The sequence below is a fragment of the Inhella gelatinilytica genome (assembly GCF_016093295.1).
Lineage (GTDB): Bacteria > Pseudomonadota > Gammaproteobacteria > Burkholderiales > Burkholderiaceae_C > Inhella > Inhella gelatinilytica.
Genome location: NZ_JAEDAL010000003.1, coordinates 258,216 through 275,114 on the forward strand (window position 1 = coordinate 258,216; position 16,899 = coordinate 275,114).

Consider the following 16,899-nt stretch of genomic DNA (forward strand, 5'->3'; position numbering starts at 1 on the left):
GTGCCCCTTTAGCTGTACAGCGTGCCGGCGTTGACGATGGGCTGGGTGTCCTTGTCCGAACACAGCACCACCAACAGGTTGCTCACCATGGCTGCTTTGCGCTCGTCGTCCAGGTGCACGATCTCGCGCTCCGAAAGGCCTTTGAGCGCCGCCTCGACCATGCTGACGGCGCCGTGCACGATCTTCTGGCGGGCGCTGATGATGGCTTCGGCCTGCTGGCGGCGCAGCATCACCTGCGCAATTTCCGGAGCATAGGCCAAGTGGCTGATCTTGGCGTCCAGCACCTCAACCCCGGCGTCGGCAAAGCGAGCCTGCAGTTCGGTGATCAAGGCGCGGGCCACTTCGTCTTGGCCCGAGCGCAGCGTGATCGCGTTGTGCGGCAGGTCTTCGCCGTCGTCGTAGGCGTAGCTGGTGGCCAGGTGGCGGATGGCGGCTTCCGCCTGCACGCGCACATAAGCCTCGTAATCATCGACTTGGAAGAGTGCCTGGGCGCTGTCGCGCACCTGCCAGACCACGACCGCCGAAATCTCAATCGGGTTGCCGCGGGCGTCGTTGACCTTCAGGATGGGGGCATTCAGGTTGCGGGCGCGCAGGCTGATCTTGCGCTTGAAGGCCAAGGGGTTGGCCCAGCGCAGGCCGGCCTCGCGGTCGCTGCCGTTGTAGCGGCCGAACACCGTCAGCGCCGCCGCCTGGTTAGGGGCCAGCATGTACAGGCCCGCCAGCAGGGCCACGCCCAAAAGAAAGAAAGCGCCGGCGAGCAAAGGGTTGCCGGCCCGGGTCAGAACGAAGAAGGCAAAGGCCACGAGCCCGAAGCCGGCGCCGGCCATCAGGTAGCCGTTGGTGCTGCGGGCGGGGGTTTCAACGATGGCATGGGACATGACTCAGCTCCGAAATGAAATCAAAGTGATATCACTTTAAGGCGAGGACGCCATCCCTGCAAGCTTTTTTTGACGGGGGTTCTTAAACGAGCGTCTGAATGAGGCTCAGCACCCGCTGAGGCGCGTCCGGGGCTTGGGCCTCCACCGCGGTGCGATCGGGCATGCTGCGCAACCAAGTAATTTGGCGCTTGGCCAATTGGCGCGTGGCCGCCTGGGCGCGCTCGCGCATCCGGGGCAAATCGGGCGGGTCAGCTTCGTCCAGCGCCTCCCACGCTTGGCGGTAACCCACGCAGCGCATGGCGGGCAGGTCCAGGTGCAGGTCGCCGCGGGCACGGAGCTGGCGCACCTCGCCCAAAAAACCGGCGTCCAGCATGGCGTCAAAGCGGGCATTCAACCGTGCGTGCAACCAGGCCCGGTCTTCGGTTTCGAGGCTGATGAGCGGCCAATCGACGCCTGGGCTCTTCGCGGCTTCGGCGTGCCACGCACTCAAGGGCCGTCCGCTGAGGCGGTAGACCTCCACCGCGCGCTGGATGCGCTGGCTGTCGGTGGGGTGCAGGCGCGCGGCGGTGGGTGGGTCGACCCGCTGCAACTCAGCATGCAGCGCCGGCCAGCCCAACGCGGCGGCTTCGCGGTCCACCTGCGCGCGCACCGCCGGGCTGCTGGGGGGCATGTCGGAAATGCCGTCTCGCAGCGCCTTCACGTACAGCATGGTGCCGCCGACCAGCAGCGGCAAGCGTCCGCGGGCTTGGACTTCGCTGACCAGGCGCTGGGCATCCGCCACAAACTGCGCGGCGCTGTAGCTTTGTAGCGGGTCGAGGATGTCGATCAGGTGGTGCGGCACCGCCTGTTGCTCGGCCGCCGTCGGCTTGGCGCTGCCAATGTCCAGCCCGCGGTAGATCAGTGCCGAATCGACGCTGATCACCTCCACCGGCAAGCGCTGCGCCACCGCCAAGGCCGCAGCCGTCTTGCCGCAGCCGGTGGGGCCGACCAAGAAGACGGGCTTCAAGCGAGGCCCAAGGCCACTCAAAACTTCTCCCACGGCGCCAAGTAACGCCATTGGCCCATGGGCAGCGCAGACAGGGGGATTCGCCCCATGCGGACGCGTTTCAGCGCCACCACCTTGAGGCCCACCAGCTCGCACATGCGGCGGATTTGGCGCTTGCGGCCCTCGCGCAGCACAAAGCGCAACTGGTCTTCATTGGCCCAGCTGACCTTGGCTTCGCGCAGTTGCACGCCATCCAATTCCAGCCCGTGGTTCAAGCGGGCCAACTGGGCCTCGGGGAAGGTGTGCATGGGGTGTTCACCTTCCGCCGCCCCTTCGACCGCCACGCGCACCAGGTATTCCTTCTCGACGTCGCTCTCATCGCCAATCAGGGCTTTGGCGATGCGCCCATCCTGGGTGAAGACCAGCAAGCCGGTGGAGTCGATGTCCAGCCGGCCGGCGGGCGCCAGCCCGCGCAATTGCGCCGGGTTGAAGTCCACATGGCCTTGGGTGGGGTCTTCGGCCCAGCGGCTGTCCGCGCGGATCAGGCTCACGGCAGGCTCGTAACCGTCCTCGGGCTGGCCGCTGACCACGCCGATGGGTTTGTGCAGCAGGATGGTGACCTGCTTGGCCTGCTGCTTGTGGGCGGCCGGGTCGATTTCAATCACGGCATCGGGGCCGACGCGCTGGCCCAGCACGGCCATCTTGCCGTCGACCTTGACCCAGCCGGCGGCAATCCAATCGTCGGCTTCCCGGCGAGACGACTGACCGCGCTCGGCCATCACCTTGGAGAGGCGCTCGCCGTCGGCCGAGAAGTTCTGGCGTTCGGGCGCGACGCTCGGCCCACGGGGTTCGGGGGCGATGCGCTCGTTGTCCGCCCAGCGTTCGCGCGGGGCGCGGTCTTCACGGTGGGGGCGGTCGCCCCACTGCGGACGCTCGTCCCGGCGCGGCCGGTCGTCAAAGCGCGAGCGGTCGCCGAAGTCGCGACGCTCGCCCCGGTCGGAGCGCTCCCCGCGTGGGCCGCCAAAGCCCTGACCCTCGGGGCGGCGGGGACGGTCGCCAAACGGGGCACGGTCCTCACGACGGGGGCGATCCCCAAACGGCGGGCGCTCGTCCCGGCGCGGCCGGTCGTCAAAGCGCGGGCGGTCGCCGAAGTCGCGACGCTCGCCCCGGTCGGTGCGTTCACCGCGCGGGCCGCCAAAGCCCTGACCCTCGGGGCGGCGGGGACGGTCGCCAAACGGGGCACGGTCCTCGCGACGGGGGCGATCGCCGAAGTCGCGACGCTCGCCCCGGTCGGTGCGTTCACCGCGGGGGCCACCAAAACCTTGGCCCTCGGGGCGGCGGGGGCGGTCGCCAAACGGGACACGGTCCTCGCGACGGGGGCGATCGCCGAATGGCGGGCGCTCGTCCCGGCGTGGCCGATCGTCAAAGCGCGGGCGGTCGCCGAAGTCGCGACGCTCGCCCCGGTCCCCTCGGTCGGAGCGCTCCCCGCGGGGGCCACCAAAACCTTGGCCCTCGGGGCGGCGGGGGCGGTCACCAAACGGAGCACGGTCCTCGCGACGGGGGCGATCCCCAAACGGCGCACGGTCTTCGCGGTGCGGACGGTCGCCGAAGTCGCGTCGATCCCCAAACGGCGCACGGTCTTCGCGGCGCGGGCCGCCAAAGCCGCCGCGTTCATCACGAGGGCGATCGCTGCGTTGCTGGCGGTCTTGACGGTCGCGGCGTTCGCGCTCGGCTTGGGCCTCGGCCAGCGTCGGGCGTTTCTTGGGGGTGTTGATGCCGCGCACAGGCGCGCGGTCATTGCGGGGTTTGGCCGCTATCTTGAGGGACAGCGTGGATTTCTTTTTGGTGTCGTCGGTCATGTCAAACCCCAGGGAAAAAACAGCGGTGCGGGCTCAACGGCCGCGCAGAAAGAGCGTGTCCAGATCGGCCATGCTGAGTTGACGCCAAGTGGGGCGTCCATGGTTGCATTGGTCGGCGCGTTCGGTGGCTTCCATGTCACGCAGCAGGGCATTCATTTCGGGCAGGCTCAAGGCGCGGTTGGCGCGCACGGCGGCGTGGCAGGCCATCGTGGCGAGCAAGTCATGCTGGGCTCGCTCCAGCACATTGGAGCCGCCCACTTGCGCCAAGTCGGCCAGCACCTGACGACACAACGCCACCAAATCAGCCCCCTCCAGGAGGGCCGGGCGACAGCGTAAGGCCAACTGTTGACGTCCGATGGGGCTGAGGTCCAGGCCGAGCTCAAGCAAAGCTTCGGCCTGTGATTCGGCCGTGGCCATTTCAGTTGCTGAGGCGGCGAACACCAGCGGAATCAGCAGGGGCTGGGCGTCCATGCGCCGCGCCAGAGCGGATTTCAGCCGTTCGTAGAGCACCCGCTCATGGGCCGCATGCATGTCCACCACCACCAGACCTTGGCGGTTCTCCGCCAGGATGTAGACCCCATGCACTTGGGCCACCGCGCGGCCGAGCGGCCATTCGGTCACGGGCGCGGTGTTTGGGGCAGGCGGCACGGCCGCCAGAGCGGCAGGGGCCGGGGCGGCTTCAAGCCGAGCCAACCAGGCGTCCCGCCGAGCTGGCGCTGGCTCAGGGGCTTGCCAGTTCAGGGCCGACTGCACACGCGGCATGGCAGTTGCGGCGACGGGCTCCTGCGCCGACCATGCCGGGGCGGGCGCCAGGGTGTAGCCGCTCGACCGCGTGTCAGTCGGCGCGTCTCCCCTGGCTGCTTCGGCCTGGGGCTCCAGCTCGGAGCGGGTGGCCTGCGAGGTGGCCAGGGCCTCAACGGCCAGCCGTCGCAACTGCTGGTGCAGCCCGCGGCTGTCGCGGAAGCGAACCTCAATTTTGGTGGGGTGAACGTTCACGTCGACTTGTTCGGGCTCGATGTCGATGCGAACGAAATAGGTGGGTTGGCGCTGGCCATGCAGCACATCGTCAAAAGCCGAGCGCAGGGCATGGGCCAAGGTGCGGTCGCGCACAAAACGGCCGTTCACATACAGGTATTGGTGATCGGCGCGGCTGCGTGCGGCCTCCGGAAGCCCGAGCCGGCCTTGGACGCGCAAGGAGGGCACTTCCCACGCAAAGGCCCGGCTGGTGAGCAGGAAGTCGTCGCCGAGAACGTCTTGCAGCCGCTGATCGGCCGATGCGGCCCGCCAGTGTTCGAGGCGCATGCCCTCGCTCCACAGGGAGAACGCGACGCCCGGGTGCGCCAAGGCTTGGCGGCGCAGGGTCTCCACGCAATGGGCCTGTTCCGTGGCCTCGGTTTTCAGGAACTTGCGGCGGGCCGGCGTGTTGAAGAAGAGCTCGCGCACCTCCACGGTCGTGCCCACGGTGCGGGCGGCGGGCCGCAACTCGCCCGAGCGGGCGTCCAAGCGGGTGGCGTGCGCAGCATCGGTTGTGCGGCTCGTCACACTGAAATCGGACACCGATGCAATGGCAGCCAGCGCTTCACCCCGAAACCCCAGGCTGTGCACACTCTCCAACTCGTGCAGATCGCGGATCTTGCTCGTGGCGTGGCGCTTGAGGGCCAAAGGCAATTCCGACTCGGGAATGCCGGCGCCATCGTCTTCGACGGTGATGCCGCGGATGCCGCCGCCCAGAAGCCGCACGGTGATTTGGCTCGCGCCCGCATCCAGGGCGTTGTCGACGAGCTCCCGCACGACGGACGCAGGCCGCTCCACCACCTCGCCCGCCGCGATTTGGCTGATCAATTCGTCGGGAAGTTCGGCGATTGGGCGGCGGGTGGGGGCCGCAGGGGAGGGCTCAGGGCGTGTCGAGTGGTTGTTGTCGAACGCGCTCGCCCCGGCCGTTTGGGCATCGTGCATGGGGGGATTTTAGGAAGCCCCGAGAATCCGCGCCATGGAACTCCTTGCCCTGTTGATTGATTTCGTCCTCCACGTGGACCGGCACATTGCTGCGTTTGTGGGCGCTTATGGCCCCTGGGTCTATGCCCTGTTGTTCGCCATTGTGTTTGTCGAGACCGGATTGGTGGTCATGCCCTTTCTGCCCGGCGACTCGCTGCTCTTCATCGCGGGGGCCTTGTGCGCAGCGGGGGCCATGAATTTCTCGGTCACGGTCGGCGTGCTGCTGGCAGCGGCCTGGCTGGGCAATCAGACCAATTACTGCATTGGACGGTGGGTGGGCCCCCGGGTGTTTCAGTGGGAGGACAGCCGATTGTTCAACCGCAAGGCGTTTGACTCGGCCCATGCGTTCTATGAAAAGTACGGCGGCATCACCATCATCGTGGCCCGGTTCCTGCCCTTTTTGCGCACCTTCGCGCCCTTTGTGGCGGGCGTTGCGGCCATGAGCCATCGCAAATTCACGGCCTTTGACCTGTTTGGCGGCGCATTCTGGATTTTGAGCCTCACGAGCTTGGGCTACGCCTTTGGGAATGTGCCGGTGGTGAAGGAGAACATGGAAAAGGTGATCTGGGCCATGATTCTGATTCCAGGGGTGTTGGCCTTACTCGGTGCCTGGCGCGCCAAGCGTCGCGCGGCTTTGGCAAGCTAAGGAGGCCGAGGTGAGCGTGAATCTGGAATCGGCCACCGAATCCCTGGCCCAAGCCCTGGTGGTGGATGAACTGTCTCAAGCGGCCGCCGCCAACCCCGCGGAAACGGGGGGCGCACAGCGCGCGGCCCCCGCTTGCGCCAACTGTGGCGCCGCGCTACAGGGCGCTTTTTGCCACCGTTGTGGGCAAAAGGCGCACCTGCATCACTCGTTGTGGCACATGGCCGAAGAGTTTCTGCATGGGCTGCTGCACTTTGAAACCAAGGCCTGGCGAACGCTGCCGGCGCTGCTGTTCCGCCCCGGGGTGCTCACCCGCAACTACCTGGATGGCAAGCGGACGCGCTACGTCTCGCCGTTGGCGCTGTATTTGTTCTTGGTCTTTGTGCTGTTCATGGTGATCGCTGCGACCGGGAATGGTCCCTCGATTCAAACTGGAGATCCCTCCGCCGAGTTGGCGCAGGCACGCGCCGAGTTGGCCCGGGCCGAGGCTCAAGCGGCAGCGAAGCGGCGCGACGCGGGTGCCAGCGCGCCCGATGACAGCGAGCTGCTGGGGGCCAAGATCAAGGTGCAGGCGCTGGAGGCGGCTGTCAAGCAGGCCCAGGCCGCCAGTGGGCTGGAGCCCAGTCCAAAGTCGGAGGCCACGAACCGTGACACGGGACGGGCGCTTTTTCGCGATTTGCGCGACGACATTCGGTGGCTCGACCACCCCGTGGTAGAACGCAAAATCGTTCATGCTTTTGAGAACAAAGAACTGACGCTTTACAAAATCAAGTCGTCGTTTTCCAAGTTCGCGTTCTTGCTGTTGCCGCTGGCCTTGCCCTTCTTGTGGGTGCTCTTTGCCTGGCAGCGCCGTCACACGATGTTTGATCACGCGGTGTTTGCGTTGTATTCGCTCTCGGCGATGGCGCTGCTGGGGAGCGTGCTGCTGTTGGTGGCTGCCGCGGGGGCGGGGGGGATCGCTGCCGCGGCCTTCGTGCTGTTTCCCCCGTGGCACATGCACCAGCAGCTCAAGGGGACGTATCAGCTCGGGCGCTGGGGAGCACTGTGGCGAACGGTGGCTTTACTCGTGATCGCCTTGATGTCCCTGCTCTTTTACGTGATCTTGGTGGTGTTGCTGAGCATGTAAGCCCAGGCCGGCTCAGCTGACGGAGCGTGGCGGCACGGGCCGCTTGGCCAGGTGGCGCAAGAGTCCCTTGGCAAGCGCTTGCACCAATTCGGCTTGATAGTCCGGGTCGCGGAGCTTGGCTTCTTCTTCCGGGTTGGAGATGAAGGCGGTCTCCACCAAGATGGAAGGGATGTCCGGCGCCTTCAGGACGGCAAAGCGAGCTTGCTCGACCTTGGGTTTGTGCAACCGCCCAACTTTGCCCAATTGACCGAGGACTTCGCCACCCAGGCTCAGGCTGTCCTTGATTTGTGCCGTGGTGCTCATGTCCGCCAGAACCTGCAGCACGGTCGAGTCCTTGAGGCCGACGCGATTGAAACCCCCCACGTCGTCGGCCGCATTTTCCTTGTCAGCGAGCCATCGCGCGGCGGCACTACTGGCCGCCCCGTCGGCCAGCGCAAAGACCGAGGCCCCCCTCGCCTGAGGGCGAATGAAGGCGTCGGCGTGAATGGAGACAAACAAGTCGGCCCCCACCCGTCGGGCCTTGCGCACCCGCTCCTGCAGCGGAACGAAATAGTCTGCATCCCGTGTCATCAGGACGCGGATCTGGGGCTCTTGCAACAGGCGATCCCGCAACTGCTTGGCCACAGAGAGCACCACATCCTTCTCGCGCAGCCCGGTGGGGCCGATCGCGCCGGGGTCTTCGCCGCCATGGCCCGGGTCCAGCGCCACGACGATCAGACGCTCTATCTTTTTGGGGAGGGGCCCGGCTGGGGCCTGGCGGGTCGGTTCGATCGGGGCCGTCGGCTTGGATTCTGGGGCGCTTGCTCCTTGCGGCAACTTTTGAATCCATTGGCCCAACGCGTCATTGACGCTAGAGGCCGCCTGCTCCGCGGATCGCGCATGGGCCTCTCGCTCTTGAATCAGGGCCAGCAGCGGATCCTTGTGCAGTTCCGGAACCGGGTACAGATCCAACACCAACCGGTGTTTGTAGGCCGCCACGGGGGCCAAGGTGAAGACCTGCGGTGCGACGGGCTGTTTCAGATCGAACACCAGTCGCACCACGCGCGGTCGATACTGGCCCACACGGACTGCGGCAATGTAGGGGTCGCCCGGCTGCAGTTTGGCGACCAACTCCTTCAATTCGGGGGACAGCGACAGTCCGTCGATGTCGATGATCAAGCGGTCGGGGTGTTGGGCCAGCGAATGCTTGGCCGACAAGGCCTGGTCGGACTCCAGCGTGACTCGGGTGTAGGCCTGAGCGGGCCACATCCGCACCGCCACCAACCGGGCTTCCAGAGGCGAACCCGTCGACGCCAAGGGCCACACCCAGGTGCTGGCACCGAACTGGAGCAACAAACGCCGCGCGTTGCTCACGACTGAACGGCCTCAAGCAGTTGAGCACCCCGGGGCGTTAGGGCTTCCAGGTGCACCTGGCGAACGTCTTGCCCAGCAAGGCTCAGACGCAAATCCACGACCGGGAGCAAGCCGGGTGCTTTATCAGGCCACTCCACCAACTTCAGTCCAGGCCCGTCCAGCATGTCTCGAAACCCAGCGTCTTCCCACTCACGGGGATCGTCAAAGCGATAAAAGTCGAAGTGGTGAACGGGCCCCGTCGCGGTTTCATAACTTTCCACCACCGCGTAGCTGGGGCTTTTGATCCGGCCTTGGACCCCCAGCGCGCGCAGCAGGTACCGGACGAAGGTGGTTTTGCCGGCCCCAAGCCCCCCTTCCAAGGCCACCAAGGCCGGAAACAGCGTGGAACAACGGGCCAATGCCTGGGCAGTCGCCTCGGTTTGCGCTTCGGTAGGCCAGGAGCAGGTGGTTTCTAGAATGGCGGTCATGGTCACAGATGGGCCCAAGGGCACTCCACAGGTGCGGCCGGCAGGCGCCGAACTGTTTCAACGCATTCAGGGCTGGTCTCGGGCGCTGGGATTCTCCCAAATTGGCGTGGCGCCCATTGACCTCAAGGAGGCTGAGCCTGGACTGCTGGCGTGGTTGGCCGCCGGCTTCCATGGCGACATGGACTACATGGCGGCGCATGGGCTCAAACGCGCGCGACCGGCCGAATTGGTGCCCGGCACGGTCAGCGTCTTGTCGGTGCGCATGGAGTACCTTCCGGCCGACACCCCCGATGCCTGGCAACGCATTGAATGGCATCGATTGCAGCAATCGGGAGAGGGTTACATCTCGCTCTATGCCCGGGGACGGGACTATCACAAGGTTCTTCGGACCCGTCTGCAGCACTTGGCCGATCGCATCCAGGCCGAGATTGGCCCGTTCGGCTACCGATGCTTCACAGACTCCGCACCACTGCTGGAAGTGGAACTGGCGACGCGCGCGGGTTTGGGTTGGCGCGGCAAGCACACGCTGACGCTCCAGCGGGATGGGGGGTCGATGGCCTTTTTGGGCGAAATCTTGTTGGATTTCGCGTTGCCTCCGTCGACGCCTGCTCCCAGCCACTGTGGCACCTGCCAAGCCTGCCTCGAGGTTTGCCCTACGCGTGCCATCGTGGCGCCGTACCGTGTGGATGCCCGGCGTTGCATCTCGTACTTGACGATCGAGCACGACGATGACATTCCTGAATCGCTTCGACCGTTGATGGGCAACCGCATTTATGGATGCGATGACTGCCAATTGGCTTGCCCATGGAACAAGTTTGCGCACCGCACGGAGTTGCCTGACTTTGACCCCCGTCCGCAACGTGTGGGTGTGAGCTTGTTGACCTACTGGGGCTGGGATGAGCCTCGATTTCTCAGCACCTTTGAGGGCAGCCCCATCCGTCGGATTGGTTACACGCGTTGGCGCCGCAATCTGGCGGTGGCCGCGGGCAATGCCTTGCGAGTCGCGCCCAATCCAGACTTGGTCCAGGCGCTGCTGGCGGCCCGGGACAGTGCCACGGACTTGGTGCGCCGTCATATTGATTGGGCGGTGGCCCAAGGGGACGCCCCATGACCGTCACGGTTGCGTGGTCGGGGATCGAGGCCTTCGTGCGCGCCTTGTGGTTGGAAGAGGGGCTGGCCGAAAAAACGCGCGCCGCCTATGCGAGTGATTTGGCGCATCTGGCTCGGTGGCTTCATGCGCAAGGCCGGGCCCTGGACGAGGCGCGGGAATCGGATTTGCTGGCCTACATCGTGAACCGCCACCCGATGTCCAAAGCCAGCAGCACCAACCGTCGCCTGGCGGTGTTTCGGCGGTATTTCCGCTGGGCCCTGCGCGAAGGTCGCGTGGTGAACGACCCCTGCTTGCGACTGACCCCCGCGAAGCAGGCGCCTCGGACCCCCAAGACCCTGACCGAAGCGCAAGTCGATGCCCTCTTGAACGCGCCCGGCGAGGCGGGGCCCTTGGCGCTGCGAGACCGTGCCATGCTGGAGTTGCTGTACGCCAGCGGACTGCGCGTCAGCGAGTTGGTCGAGCTCTCCAGCGTGAACTGCAACTTGCGGGACGGACTGGTGCGCGTTCGGGGGAAGGGCGACAAGGAGCGACTTGTTCCGATGGGTGAGCCCGCTCGCGCGGCGATTGCCCGGTATGTCAGCGAGGCGCGGGGCTCGCTGCTGGCAGGCCGCCGCAGCGAGGCGCTGTTTGTGACGGTGCAGGGCACCGGAATGAGTCGGCAAATGTTTTGGAAGCTCATCAAACGCTATGCCGTGCAGGCCGGCGTTGTGGCCCCCTTGTCGCCTCACACGCTGCGTCATGCGTTTGCGACCCATTTGCTCAATCACGGCGCCGACCTGCGCGCTGTGCAGTTGCTGCTGGGGCACGCGGATTTGTCAACGACCCAGATTTACACCCACGTGGCCCGTGAACGCCTCAAGGTGCTGGTGCATCAGCACCATCCCCGCGGATGATCACGCCCGCACCACCCGCACCAGGGACGAACCGCGTCGTCGGCCGGGGCGGTAGTCCACCGTAAACCCAGCCAAATCCAGCATCCCAAGACCTTCTAGGGCCTGCAGGAGGGCGCGTCGGTCTAGAGGCCGTGTCGCGCGCTTCAATGCCGTCAGCATGACTTGGGTGCTGAGAAAACCCTCGAAGCTGATGGAGTCCGCACCGCCATCGCCATGGGCTCGCAGTGCAGCCTGGTAAGCCGCCGCAACGGGCAGCCGGGCATCGTCGGGATCCGGCACCACCTGCGAGACCGACACCCCATGCATCGCGCCACCCAGTGCGTCTCGCAACGGCTCCAGTCCGACAAACGACAGGGTGTAGAACCGGCCAGCGAACCCGGCCGCCCGGGCCGCTTGGATGAAGGCGGCACAACTGCCATACGTGCTGACCATGAACAGGGCGTCCAAGGGTTCAGCCCGCACCAGCAATTCAACGGCGGCGGCAACCTCTACGGTGTTGCGCTTGACTGTGGCCAGGGCGCTCAGCCGGGGTCCGGGTTGCGCTTGCAGGGCCTCACGCATGGCTTCCAAGCCTGCCCGGCCAAACAAATCAGCTTGGTACAGCACGCCCAAGGTCTTGCAGCCATCGACACGCATGGCTTGGGCCAGCGTTTTCGCTTCGTCACGATAACTCGCTCGAACATTGAAGACCTGGGGGGTGCTGCGCTCCCACAAGGCGTCCGCGCCGGTAAACGGCCCCACAAACGCCATGCCGTGGCGCTTCACTACAGGCAGTGCCGCCATGCTGGTGGGCGTTCCGATGTAGCCAAGCAGTCCCACGACCTGCGGGTTCTGCACCAGGGCCTCGGTGTTGGCGACAGCCCGGTCGGCTTCGTAGGCGTCGTCCAGTCGCAGCAGTTGAACCGCCCGACCGTGAATGCCCCCGCTGAGATTGGCCGCCCGCAACGCGGCTTCGCTGCCCACGTGGTACCGCTGCCCAAGGAGGCGGGCCGGCCCACTCAGGGCAGCCGAAGCGCCCAAGACGATGCCAGGTTCTGCTGCCTGGGCATGCCATGCCAGGGCCGAAGCGGTCAGCAGCCAGTGACGTCGATGCAGTGCCATGCGGTCAAGTCCCAAGGTGGGCGCGTGAAGCCTGTGGGATCCTAGAGGGTCAGCCTACCCCTTTGATTGGGGATCCGGCGGTGTTTTCCCACCTGGTTTGGCCTTTTGACACGGATTGGCGTGCTTTCACCATGGACCACAATTTTTTGTCCGCTCTGATCTTGCTGCTTTTGGTGCTCGATCCTTTGGGGAGCTTGCCGATTTGCATTCCGATCATGCGCGAGGTGCCCAAGGAGCGCCGCGCGCGGGTCGCGGTGCGGGAAGTGGGTTTGGCGTTTCTCGTGCTGCTGGGCTTCATGTACACCGGTGAGGGCTTTCTCAGGGTGATGCACCTGAGTGAACGCTCGCTGGAGGTGGCCGGGGGCGTCATTCTGTTGATGGTGGCCATCCGGATGATCTTCTCGGGACATGGGGAGTCCGTTTACGGGGTGCCTGCCGGGCGGGAGCCGCTGATCTTCCCCCTCGCTGTTCCCCTGTTGGCGGGGCCCTCAGCGATGGCGACCGTGCTGTTGCTCGCCTCGCGCCAGCCGGAAAAGATGGGGCAGTGGGTGGCGGCTTTGGCCGTGGCAATGGGGTGCTGTGGCATCACCCTGATGCTGGCCGAGCGCATTCGCCAGTGGGTGGGGGATTCGGTGGTCTCCGCCCTGGAAAAACTCATGGGCCTGGTGCTCACGGCCATTGCGGTCGAGATGATTCTGGCAGGGCTCAAGCGTTACTTCGTTGGCGGTCTGTGATTTTCAAGATACGAAAAATCAATTTCACATCGTGAATTTTTAGCCGCCGACCGCTCGGTCGAATTTCTCAGGATGAAACGAATAACCTCATAATGTGAAACGTATGGTCTAACCCATTGATTAATAACGACTTTAAATCTTAGGGGGTGCTCCCCAATGTCAGCTCCAGTTGGCAATCGGTCCGTAGGCTTGAGCCTGTTCTCGCCTTTCGATTCCACCCTTTGAAAAGGAGCCACCATGAGCACCCTCACCCGTGAACAACAAGCCGCCGCCCTGGAAAAAGACTGGGCTGAAAACCCCCGCTGGGCGGGCATCCAGCGCGGCTATACCGCTGCCGACGTGGTGCGTCTGCGCGGGTCCGTGCAGGTTGAACACACGCTGGCCAAGCGCGGCGCTGAAAAGCTGTGGGGCTTGGTGAACAACGAGCCCTTCGTCAACGCCTTGGGCGCCCTGACCGGCAACCAGGCCATGCAGCAGGTCAAAGCCGGCCTCAAAGCCATCTACCTGTCGGGCTGGCAAGTTGCGGGTGACGCCAACAGCAACGGCGAGATGTACCCCGACCAGTCGCTGTACTCGGTGGACTCGGTGCCCAAGGTCGTCAAGAAGATCAACGCCACCTTCGCCCGCGCGGACCAGATCCAGTGGAGCGAAGGCAAGAACGACATCGACTTCTTCGCCCCCATCGTGGCCGACGCCGAAGCCGGCTTTGGCGGTGTGCTGAACGCCTTCGAACTGATGAAGGCCATGATCGAAGCCGGCGCCGCTGGCGTGCACTTCGAAGACCAACTGGCCAGCGCCAAGAAATGCGGCCACATGGGCGGCAAGGTGCTGGTGCCGACCCGCGAGGCCGTGGCCAAGCTGGTGGCCGCCCGCCTGGCGGCCGACGTGATGGGCGTGCCCACGCTGTTGGTGGCCCGCACCGACGCCGAAGCCGGGGACCTGGTGACCAGCGACATCGACGACAACGACAAGCCGTTTTGCACGGGCGAGCGCACCGTCGAGGGCTTCTACCGCACCAAGAACGGCCTGGACCAGGCCATCAGTCGCGGCCTGGCCTACGCGCCTTATGCCGACCTGATCTGGTGCGAGACCGGCAAGCCCGACCTGGCTTTTGCCAAGGCCTTTGCCGACGCCATCCACGCCAAGTTCCCCGGCAAGCTGCTGGCCTACAACTGCTCGCCGTCCTTCAACTGGAAGAAGAACCTGGACGACGCCACCATCGCCAAGTTCCAGCGCGAGCTGGGTGCCATGGGCTACAAGTTCCAGTTCATCACCCTGGCCGGCTTCCACAGCCTGAACTACTCGATGTTCAACCTGGCCTACGGCTACGCCCGCAACCAGATGAGCGCCTTCGTGGAGCTGCAGGAGGCCGAGTTCGCCGCCGCCGAGAAGGGCTTCACTGCGGTGAAGCACCAGCGCGAGGTGGGCACGGGCTACTTTGACGCCATCACCACCACCATCGAGGCCAACGCCTCGACGGCGGCCTTGAAGGGTTCGACCGAGGACGAACAGTTCATGGACGGCACGCACCACTGACCTCGACCGCCAGAGAAAAAACCGGCCTGCGCGCCGGTTTTTTTAGGCAAAGCGGGTGCCCAGCGGCTTACACGCCCTCGGCCCAACCCAGCAGCAGCAAACCCAGCAGGGCCAAGGCTGCAAAGCCCAGCTTCCAGATGGACCAGGGCCGGGCGCCTTCCACGCGGCCGGTCTGGCCATTGACGACCACCGGCCAACTGCGCCCGTTCCAGCGATAGCTGGCCAGCCAGGCCGGCAGCAGCACGTGGCGGTAGTGCGGCTCACGGTACTCGCAGTCCACGGCGGTGATGCGCTGTTCGTCACCACCGATGTCGCGTCGCACTTCGGCCTCCACCCGCGGAGCCCAAACCTGCTGGACCCGGGCCCAGGCGTCGGGCAGGTCGACCTGGTAGGCCTCGACGATGAAGCCGGCACTCAAGGCCTCGCTGCAAGGCTCGAGCGCGCTGAGGTTCACCCCTTGCAGCGCCCCCTCGCCGAGGGCCGGAAGGCTGTGAGAGGCGGGGATGAGCTCATCGTCCAGCCGCAATTCGAAGTGGCCACCGACGGCCCGCCAATCCATCACGTGGCCTTGTTGCACCGAATGTGCCGGGTCGCCTGCCCGCGCTTCGCGGCGGTCCCCGCGTTCGCCTTGGTAGCGCACCACCGCGCGGGCGTCAAAGGTCCAGGCCGGGAGATAAACGCCTTGCAGGGCCTCGGTGTCACGCACCAGGCGGCGCAGCGCATTCGGCGCGAACCACAAGCCCCGTAGCCAGGCGCGAAAGCGCTCGCGCGCCGCCGGGGCGTCGAGCGCAAACGGCAATTGGCCGCTGGGGCGGATGAGGCGCCGTCGCTCAGCATCGCCCAGGCGAAGGGGCGTGGCGCAAAACGGGCAGGGGGCCTGCACCTGATGGGCCGGCAACTCGGTCTGCGCGCCGCACTGGTGGCAGGACACCAGGGCGGGCGTCCAGGTCTCGCCCTCCGTGCGGGTTGCCCAATCGCCCGGAAGCGGCGCTTCCGCCGCTGCGGCAGCCCGTGCTTGCGTACTGGGCCGAGAACGCGGTTGTTCGCCGGCGCACTGGGTACAGCGCAACCGCCCGCTGCGGGGCTCAAACCTGAGGAGGCCCCCGCAGTGGGGGCAGACGGTCGTGGGACCGGAGTGGGGCGGCAGAACCGGGGGCGTTGGGTCCGTAGGCATGGGGCCAGTGTCAACCCGTTTGGGGCAGTCGTTGGCACCATCCCAGGATTTGAACCCCCGCTGGGTTGGGCGGTCGCGCGGGAAAATCGCCGTCCGCATCGCGGGGGAGGGAAGGAGTGCGGCGCATGGAATTTCAACCGAGCTGCCCAGGCCAGAGTGCCCAGCGCTCTCGAGCGCAGGGACGCCTGTGGGTCGGCGTTTTGGCAGCATGGCTGGGGACTTCTGCTGGGGTGTGGGCGGACCCTCCGGGGGCCGAAACCGCCAGTGTGGGCGTGTGCTTCGATGAGGCGGACCACACGCCCTACCTGTACCGCGACAGCGAACAGCAGTGGCGAGGGGCTGCGCTGGATCTGACCCGACTGGCGTTGGAGCGTGCCGGCTACACCGTGCGTTGGTTGCCCATGCCTTGGGTGCGGTGTGTGCGGGAGGTGGAATCCTTTGGAAGCCGGGGCCAAGCGGAAGTGCTGCTCTACGCCAGCCTCAACGCCGAACGGGAGGCGCAATTCCTGTCAACCCGGCCCTTGCATCGGGTGCAGGGCGGCCTTTGGTATTCACGTCGGTATTGGCCCCGCCCGCCGGCGCTGAGCAACATGAAGGGCTTGTTCAGCAGTCGCTTGTGCGGGATGCACGGTCACAACTACGCCTGGTTGGCGGAATTTGGAATTACGCGGGTGGACAGCGGCGCTCGCGATTTGCGAGCGGCTGTTGAAAAATTGGAGCGCGGACGCTGTGACTTCGTGCTGTCCGCGTTGGAGCCCGTGCGGGGGGCGGGCCAACTGGGATTTGTCAGTTTGCCGGACGAGTTGGCCTTTATCCCCTACCCGGGCCGTGGTCCGGTCAATCAACATGTGTTGATTACCCGCCAGTCAGGGCGGTCCGCCGAGCTCCACCAGCGACTGAACCAGGCGTTGGCGGAATTGCAGCAGAACGGCGTTGCGGAGCAGACCTACCGCGTCTACTTGCCCGACGGCACCGGCCTGAAGCCCTAAGGGCAAGCCCCGCCTTGGGGGAGCTCTGGGGCGGGCGGACAATCCCGCCCCACTT

General features: G+C 65.7%; 15 protein-coding genes. 7 read left to right on the forward strand and 8 right to left on the reverse strand.

Going from position 1 to position 16,899, the window contains the following annotated elements; all coding sequences use genetic code 11:
- Window positions 1–8: 8 nt before the first annotated feature.
- The 4 genes from I7X43_RS09135 to mutL all read right to left on the reverse strand — a co-directional run bounded on the left by I7X43_RS09135 (window position 9) and on the right by mutL (window position 5,678).
- Window positions 9–878 (reverse strand): SPFH domain-containing protein, encoded by an 870-nt coding sequence (locus I7X43_RS09135; protein WP_198100625.1) that lies wholly within the window; start codon window positions 876–878, stop codon window positions 9–11.
- 82 nt (window positions 879–960) lie between these two features.
- Window positions 961–1,935 (reverse strand): tRNA (adenosine(37)-N6)-dimethylallyltransferase MiaA, encoded by a 975-nt coding sequence (gene miaA / locus I7X43_RS09140; protein WP_198100626.1) that lies wholly within the window; start codon window positions 1,933–1,935, stop codon window positions 961–963.
- Entirely contained in the window at window positions 1,902–3,722 is a 1,821-nt protein-coding gene (locus I7X43_RS09145; RefSeq protein ID WP_198100627.1) for a pseudouridine synthase, read from the reverse strand. Before I7X43_RS09145 ends, miaA begins: the two co-directional genes overlap by 34 nt.
- Window positions 3,723–3,755: 33 nt before the next feature.
- The gene (gene mutL / locus I7X43_RS09150; RefSeq protein ID WP_198100628.1) at window positions 3,756–5,678 is read right to left on the reverse strand and encodes a DNA mismatch repair endonuclease MutL; all 1,923 of its coding nucleotides are present in this window, start codon (window positions 5,676–5,678) and stop codon (window positions 3,756–3,758) included.
- A 34-nt stretch (window positions 5,679–5,712) separates the two neighbouring features.
- Here mutL and I7X43_RS09155 point away from each other — a divergent pair, with 34 nt between their 5' ends.
- Complete coding sequence (locus I7X43_RS09155; protein ID WP_198100629.1) at window positions 5,713–6,363, forward strand: DedA family protein; 651 nt, start codon at window positions 5,713–5,715, stop codon at window positions 6,361–6,363.
- 10 nt (window positions 6,364–6,373) lie between these two features.
- Window positions 6,374–7,486, forward strand: a complete 1,113-nt coding sequence (locus I7X43_RS09160; RefSeq protein ID WP_198100630.1) for a DUF3667 domain-containing protein — start codon at window positions 6,374–6,376, stop codon at window positions 7,484–7,486.
- A 12-nt stretch (window positions 7,487–7,498) separates the two neighbouring features.
- Here I7X43_RS09160 and I7X43_RS09165 read toward each other — a convergent pair whose 3' ends face one another.
- Together I7X43_RS09165 and tsaE are read right to left on the reverse strand one after the other, a co-directional pair.
- Window positions 7,499–8,839 carry an N-acetylmuramoyl-L-alanine amidase gene (locus I7X43_RS09165; RefSeq protein WP_375140391.1) on the reverse strand — a complete coding sequence of 447 codons (1,341 nt, stop codon included), beginning with the start codon at window positions 8,837–8,839 and terminating at the stop codon, window positions 7,499–7,501.
- Window positions 8,836–9,306, reverse strand: a complete 471-nt coding sequence (tsaE, locus tag I7X43_RS09170; RefSeq protein ID WP_198100631.1) for a tRNA (adenosine(37)-N6)-threonylcarbamoyltransferase complex ATPase subunit type 1 TsaE — start codon at window positions 9,304–9,306, stop codon at window positions 8,836–8,838. The genes I7X43_RS09165 and tsaE overlap by 4 nt, the downstream gene beginning before the upstream one ends.
- A 64-nt stretch (window positions 9,307–9,370) precedes the next feature.
- Between tsaE and queG the strand changes: the two genes are divergently transcribed.
- Together queG and xerD are read left to right on the forward strand one after the other, a co-directional pair.
- Complete coding sequence (queG, locus tag I7X43_RS09175) at window positions 9,371–10,417, forward strand: tRNA epoxyqueuosine(34) reductase QueG (protein ID WP_310737549.1); 1,047 nt, start codon at window positions 9,371–9,373, stop codon at window positions 10,415–10,417.
- Entirely contained in the window at window positions 10,414–11,310 is an 897-nt protein-coding gene (gene xerD, locus I7X43_RS09180; protein WP_198100633.1) for a site-specific tyrosine recombinase XerD, read from the forward strand. The genes queG and xerD overlap by 4 nt, the downstream gene beginning before the upstream one ends.
- On the opposite strand, the gene I7X43_RS09185 is transcribed toward xerD, so the two are convergent.
- Window positions 11,311–12,411: an ABC transporter substrate-binding protein gene (locus tag I7X43_RS09185; RefSeq protein WP_198100634.1), complete on the reverse strand. Its 1,101-nt coding sequence runs from the start codon at window positions 12,409–12,411 to the stop codon at window positions 11,311–11,313.
- 131 nt (window positions 12,412–12,542) lie between these two features.
- On the opposite strand from I7X43_RS09185, the gene I7X43_RS09190 reads away from it, so the two are divergent.
- Both I7X43_RS09190 and aceA read left to right on the forward strand, forming a co-directional pair.
- Entirely contained in the window at window positions 12,543–13,145 is a 603-nt protein-coding gene (locus I7X43_RS09190) for a MarC family protein (RefSeq protein ID WP_198100635.1), read from the forward strand.
- Between the two features lie 237 nt (window positions 13,146–13,382).
- A complete protein-coding gene (gene aceA / locus I7X43_RS09195) occupies window positions 13,383–14,681 on the forward strand; it encodes an isocitrate lyase (RefSeq protein ID WP_198100636.1) in 1,299 nt (432 codons plus the stop codon).
- 67 nt (window positions 14,682–14,748) lie between these two features.
- On the opposite strand, the gene I7X43_RS09200 is transcribed toward aceA, so the two are convergent.
- The gene (locus tag I7X43_RS09200; protein WP_198100637.1) at window positions 14,749–15,855 is read right to left on the reverse strand and encodes a C2HC5-type zinc finger protein; all 1,107 of its coding nucleotides are present in this window, start codon (window positions 15,853–15,855) and stop codon (window positions 14,749–14,751) included.
- Window positions 15,856–15,980: 125 nt separating this feature from the next.
- Here I7X43_RS09200 and I7X43_RS09205 point away from each other — a divergent pair, with 125 nt between their 5' ends.
- Window positions 15,981–16,844: a substrate-binding periplasmic protein gene (locus tag I7X43_RS09205; protein ID WP_198100638.1), complete on the forward strand. Its 864-nt coding sequence runs from the start codon at window positions 15,981–15,983 to the stop codon at window positions 16,842–16,844.
- The last annotated feature ends 55 nt before the right edge of the window (window positions 16,845–16,899 follow it).

What these genes read in the sequence shown, in the direction of transcription:
- I7X43_RS09190 (WP_198100635.1), top strand. Translation starts at nt 12,543, where the DNA reads ATGGACCACAATTTTTTGTCCGCTCTGATCTTGCTGCTTTTGGTGCTC.
- xerD (WP_198100633.1), top strand. Translation starts at nt 10,414, where the DNA reads ATGACCGTCACGGTTGCGTGGTCGGGGATCGAGGCCTTCGTGCGCGCC.
- I7X43_RS09205 (WP_198100638.1), top strand. Translation starts at nt 15,981, where the DNA reads ATGGAATTTCAACCGAGCTGCCCAGGCCAGAGTGCCCAGCGCTCTCGA.
- miaA (WP_198100626.1), bottom strand. Translation starts at nt 1,935, where the DNA reads ATGGCGTTACTTGGCGCCGTGGGAGAAGTTTTGAGTGGCCTTGGGCCT.
- tsaE (WP_198100631.1), bottom strand. Translation starts at nt 9,306, where the DNA reads ATGACCGCCATTCTAGAAACCACCTGCTCCTGGCCTACCGAAGCGCAA.
- I7X43_RS09200 (WP_198100637.1), bottom strand. Translation starts at nt 15,855, where the DNA reads ATGCCTACGGACCCAACGCCCCCGGTTCTGCCGCCCCACTCCGGTCCC.
- mutL (WP_198100628.1), bottom strand. Translation starts at nt 5,678, where the DNA reads ATGCACGATGCCCAAACGGCCGGGGCGAGCGCGTTCGACAACAACCAC.
- I7X43_RS09135 (WP_198100625.1), bottom strand. Translation starts at nt 878, where the DNA reads ATGTCCCATGCCATCGTTGAAACCCCCGCCCGCAGCACCAACGGCTAC.
- aceA (WP_198100636.1), top strand. Translation starts at nt 13,383, where the DNA reads ATGAGCACCCTCACCCGTGAACAACAAGCCGCCGCCCTGGAAAAAGAC.
- I7X43_RS09145 (WP_198100627.1), bottom strand. Translation starts at nt 3,722, where the DNA reads ATGACCGACGACACCAAAAAGAAATCCACGCTGTCCCTCAAGATAGCG.
- I7X43_RS09185 (WP_198100634.1), bottom strand. Translation starts at nt 12,411, where the DNA reads ATGGCACTGCATCGACGTCACTGGCTGCTGACCGCTTCGGCCCTGGCA.
- I7X43_RS09155 (WP_198100629.1), top strand. Translation starts at nt 5,713, where the DNA reads ATGGAACTCCTTGCCCTGTTGATTGATTTCGTCCTCCACGTGGACCGG.